Annotated in this window: 3 protein-coding genes and 1 pseudogene; 1 reads left to right on the top strand and 3 read right to left on the bottom strand. The window is 30.6% G+C overall.

Going from position 1 to position 3,939, the window contains the following annotated elements; all coding sequences use genetic code 11:
* Positions 1-370 precede the first annotated feature (370 nt).
* The 3 genes from HNR32_RS13485 to HNR32_RS13495 form a co-directional block, all read right to left on the bottom strand.
* A complete protein-coding gene (locus HNR32_RS13485; RefSeq protein ID WP_183863543.1) occupies positions 371-589 on the bottom strand; it encodes a condensation domain-containing protein in 219 nt (72 codons plus the stop codon).
* A 463-nt stretch (positions 590-1,052) separates the two neighbouring features.
* The gene (locus HNR32_RS13490; RefSeq protein WP_183863545.1) at positions 1,053-2,774 is read right to left on the bottom strand and encodes a methyl-accepting chemotaxis protein; all 1,722 of its coding nucleotides are present in this window, start codon (positions 2,772-2,774) and stop codon (positions 1,053-1,055) included.
* Between the two features lie 273 nt (positions 2,775-3,047).
* Positions 3,048-3,479: a CGGC domain-containing protein gene (locus HNR32_RS13495; RefSeq protein ID WP_183863547.1), complete on the bottom strand. Its 432-nt coding sequence runs from the start codon at positions 3,477-3,479 to the stop codon at positions 3,048-3,050.
* A 146-nt stretch (positions 3,480-3,625) separates the two neighbouring features.
* Between HNR32_RS13495 and HNR32_RS13500 the strand changes: the two are divergent.
* Positions 3,626-3,939, top strand: a pseudogene (locus HNR32_RS13500) (IS21 family transposase); the annotation flags it as partial.

The raw sequence follows: 3,939 nt of genomic DNA on the forward strand, positions 1-3,939 counted from the left end.
AGAGGATCTCTTTGATACATTCTTGGATAAGATATATGCTTGTTGAAAGTTATTATAGATTGGAAATTTTGTTCAATTTGCTATTGCAATTTACGGATAAAAAACAACTAATGTATTTTGATATTGGACAGAAACATTAGTATTTTTTTCATAACTTATTTCCTGTTATTAAAATCAAGATTCACTTAATTAAATAATGCTACATTCTTTTTATATAAAAAAACCGCTGCCTAAAAGGCTAACGGTTTTTTAACGGAGAAAAATCTAGATAGTATACTACAATGACAAACGATGTATATCCCACTGTAATTGCTCTTAAATCGGGTGGAATAACCGCTCAGTATAAATCCATTTGGCGTAGCAAAAAATATTATTTTGAATATTGGGATTTAAAGCGATCACCGCGTTGAATGGGCATAAAGCGAAGTGCTCTAACAAAACGATCAACTTTTGTTTTTCCACTTAAAACATCAATTATAAATCTATTCAATGAAACATTTTTTTCTTTGGCTAGTGCTTCTAATTGTAATTTTAATTCTCTGGGAATTGTTAATGGATATCTCGTATTTTTTTCTTCATTGATGCTCAAAACAAAAACCACCTTTTTTTAATATAAACTATATTATATCATAAAAGTGATATCACTTTTATAAAAAAAGGAATTTTAAGACAAATTTTTATATGCAGTGCGTTTTGCATTTTCCATTAGGTACTCGTTAAATATTAAAGTCAGTTCTTATAATAATGCTGTGGCTAAAGTGATCGTCAAAATCTTTAAAACTGAATTTGTGTAAGAAAATTTCTCGAAAGTCTGTATCAGCTGAGCTAAGAATTATCGACTTATGTAACTTGATTTAAATAACCAGTGAATTCATGGTTTCTTTAGATATTTAACACCGATAGCATTTTGATGACAACTCTTATATTTTTTGAATGATTAAATATCTATCACTCATTTTTACTCAAAAGACTCTAATAATAAAAGTCCCCTATAACATTAATTTTCTATAGGGGACTTTGCCATTTATAAAAATATTTTTTAATTTTATTTATTAAACCTTAAATTTATTTATAGCCTCCTGGAGATTTTCCGCTAATTTTGCTAAATGCGTGCTTGCAGAGGCTATTTCTTCTATTACTGAAGACTGCTGTTCAGCCGCTGCAGAAATAACTTCTGTTTCCTCTGCTGTTTTTTGACTTTCTATTTTAACATTTTGTGCAGATGTTATTACTTCATCACTTCCTGCTGTTAATTCCTCAGCCGCCGCTGATATATCCTGTATTTCACCAGAGATTGATTGTACCATTTTTAATATTTCATTAAAATTACGACCAGCAATATTTACTAATTCACTACCATTTTCAACTTCACGTTTACTTTCGTTCATGAATACTATTGCTGATTGTGTTTTTAATTGCACTTCATCAATTATAGATACAATATCCTTAGTAGCCATTGCTGATTGTTCAGCAAGTTTTCTAACTTCATCGGCAACTACAGCAAATCCCTTTCCTGCTGTACCAGCACGAGCAGCTTCAATTGCTGCATTTAGTGCAAGAAGATTTGTCTGTTCTGCTATATCTGAAATAAGTTTGACAATTTTATCGATTTGCTTTGATTTTTCGCCTAAATTTTCAATTACATCCGATGTTGTATCTGTTTTGACTCCAATCGTTTTCATTTGCTCAATGGCTTGATTAATTACTTGATATCCCTTAACAGCTGCTTCCGATGTTTGTTCGGATGAACCAGCTGCACCTACTGTATTTTCAGTTACTTGGTGAATTCCCTTAGCCATTTCTTCAATAACTTGATTTGTGGCTATAGCTATTTCTAATTGTCGATTTGCTCCAGCAGCAACTTCTGTTATAGACTCTGCAATTTGATTAGTTGCCTTAGAAGATTGGTCTGCGCTAGCCGTTAATTCTTCAGAAGCTGCCGCCAATTGTTCAGATGTTACGAGCAATTGCTTAATCAATGTCCGCACATTGCGGTTCATTTTGTCAATTGATTTTGCTAAAAAACCAAATTCGCTTTTATCTTTGAGATGTTCTTCTAAAACGTCATGAGAAAAATCACCAGAAGCAATTTTATCTAAAAACTCACTAGACTGACCTAATCGCCCAATTACTTGCTTTATAATCATCCAACCCAATCCTGCACCAATTAAAATCGATGCTAAAATTATAAGTAAAAAAGTTATACGCATTTGAGCCAAATCAGCATCTGATTTTTGTTTCATCTCTTTAGCTTCATTTTTGGCTGTGATTGTTATATTTTTTAATAGTTCCGTAGTTTTAGCAGCCGGTTCTTCGACATTATTTTGATAATATATGTATGCTTCCTGATTTTTTCCATCTCTTACAAGATTCATTGCGGTATTATTTTTGTCTTTATAATCTACTAAGACTTTATTTAATTCATTCATATTATTTTTTTGGTTAGTAGTTAATGACATCGAATTTAATTGGTCAATATTCCCAGCATATATTTTTCTTATACTGGCAATATTATCGAATAATTGTTTATTTTTTTCTGGGTTAGTACTTAACATAATTGCAAATAAGTCACTTCTTATTTGACCAATATACAAGCTATTTTGGTATGCTAAATCAATTTCGGTTAAATTTTCTTGATATAAGTCATTAGTATATTTATTACTTTGTTTTAAATCCAAATACCCTATGCTTCCCACGACAACAATGGCAATACTAAAGATAATAATCAACAGTCCTAGTTTTTGCATGATTTTTAAATTATTAAACCAATTCATAGCATTCACCCCTATTTTTATGTTTATACCTCAATCATAAAACTTAAAATATGTAACTCTGGATACATTTGAAATATTCTATATTTCTCTAATAATACCCTTTAAAAAATAAGATATAACATAATATATGATCACCTGATAATAAAATTCAGGATATTGCCGATAAAGCTAACAAATTATATATATACTCCTGAACGATAATTTTTATTAAACTCAATCTCACACTCCATGATCACAATAGGCCCCTCTTTTCTCTTATCAAAATGTTTTCTGCTACTTACATTTTTTTATAGCCTCTGTAATATCACAATCAGTATTTATCAGTAAATCTCTTAACATTTTTTTCATATTCTCAAATGATGTTGATTCATCTGTTCCATATACCAATACTATATCCGGATATTTTTCTTTAATGAGATTGGCATATTTTTTTAAAAACGGACAAAATTTAACCATACACGTAGAAAAATGAGGTGTATCTGCATGGCTAAGTTCAATTAATGGTTTCACTTTATTTAAAATTTTTTCTGCTGCATAAATAGTTGGACACCCTGCGCATGTTGAAAATCCGACAATATTAGAATTACTATTTTTATATTTTTTAAAGGCCCCTATATTATTTGCAAATGAATGAAAGCACCCGGTACCTGGACAATTAAGTTCGTTTTTTACATTTGAGCAACTAATAATTGCTATATTCGACATAATATATCCCTCCAATCAAATTTATAGAATATCATTTACCTCCCACTGTAAATGATATTCTATAAATGAGCCAATTAATACAAAAACGCTAGCGAAAAAGTGAACCACTTGACATTATAGAGGGTGATTGTAAGGTGATTATCACTATGCAAGATTATGAAATAATCCGACGTAAATTTTTAATTGAAAAGAAAAGTCAGCGTCAAATTGCTAAAGAAATGAATATTTCTCGTAATACTGTAGCTAAGTATTGCCAAGGTAATTGTTATCCCGGAATTCGTGCAGATTATCAACGCAATGCCAGCATTATGACACCGGATATCATCCAGTTTATTCAAAAATGTTTACATGATGATGAATTAGAGCCTAATAAAAAACAACATCATACTGCAAAGCGCATTTTTGATCGATTAGTTGATGAGATAGGTTTTTGTGGTGCTCAAAGCACTGTTAGAGGATT

Source organism: Pectinatus brassicae, from assembly GCF_014201835.1.
Classification (GTDB): Bacteria; Bacillota; Negativicutes; order Selenomonadales; family Selenomonadaceae; genus Pectinatus; species Pectinatus brassicae.

Bases quoted from the DNA above. Each gene is read 5' to 3' on its own strand.
- HNR32_RS13490 (WP_183863545.1), bottom strand. From the start codon at position 2,774: ATGAATTGGTTTAATAATTTAAAAATCATGCAAAAACTAGGACTGTTG.
- HNR32_RS13495 (WP_183863547.1), bottom strand. From the start codon at position 3,479: ATGTCGAATATAGCAATTATTAGTTGCTCAAATGTAAAAAACGAACTT.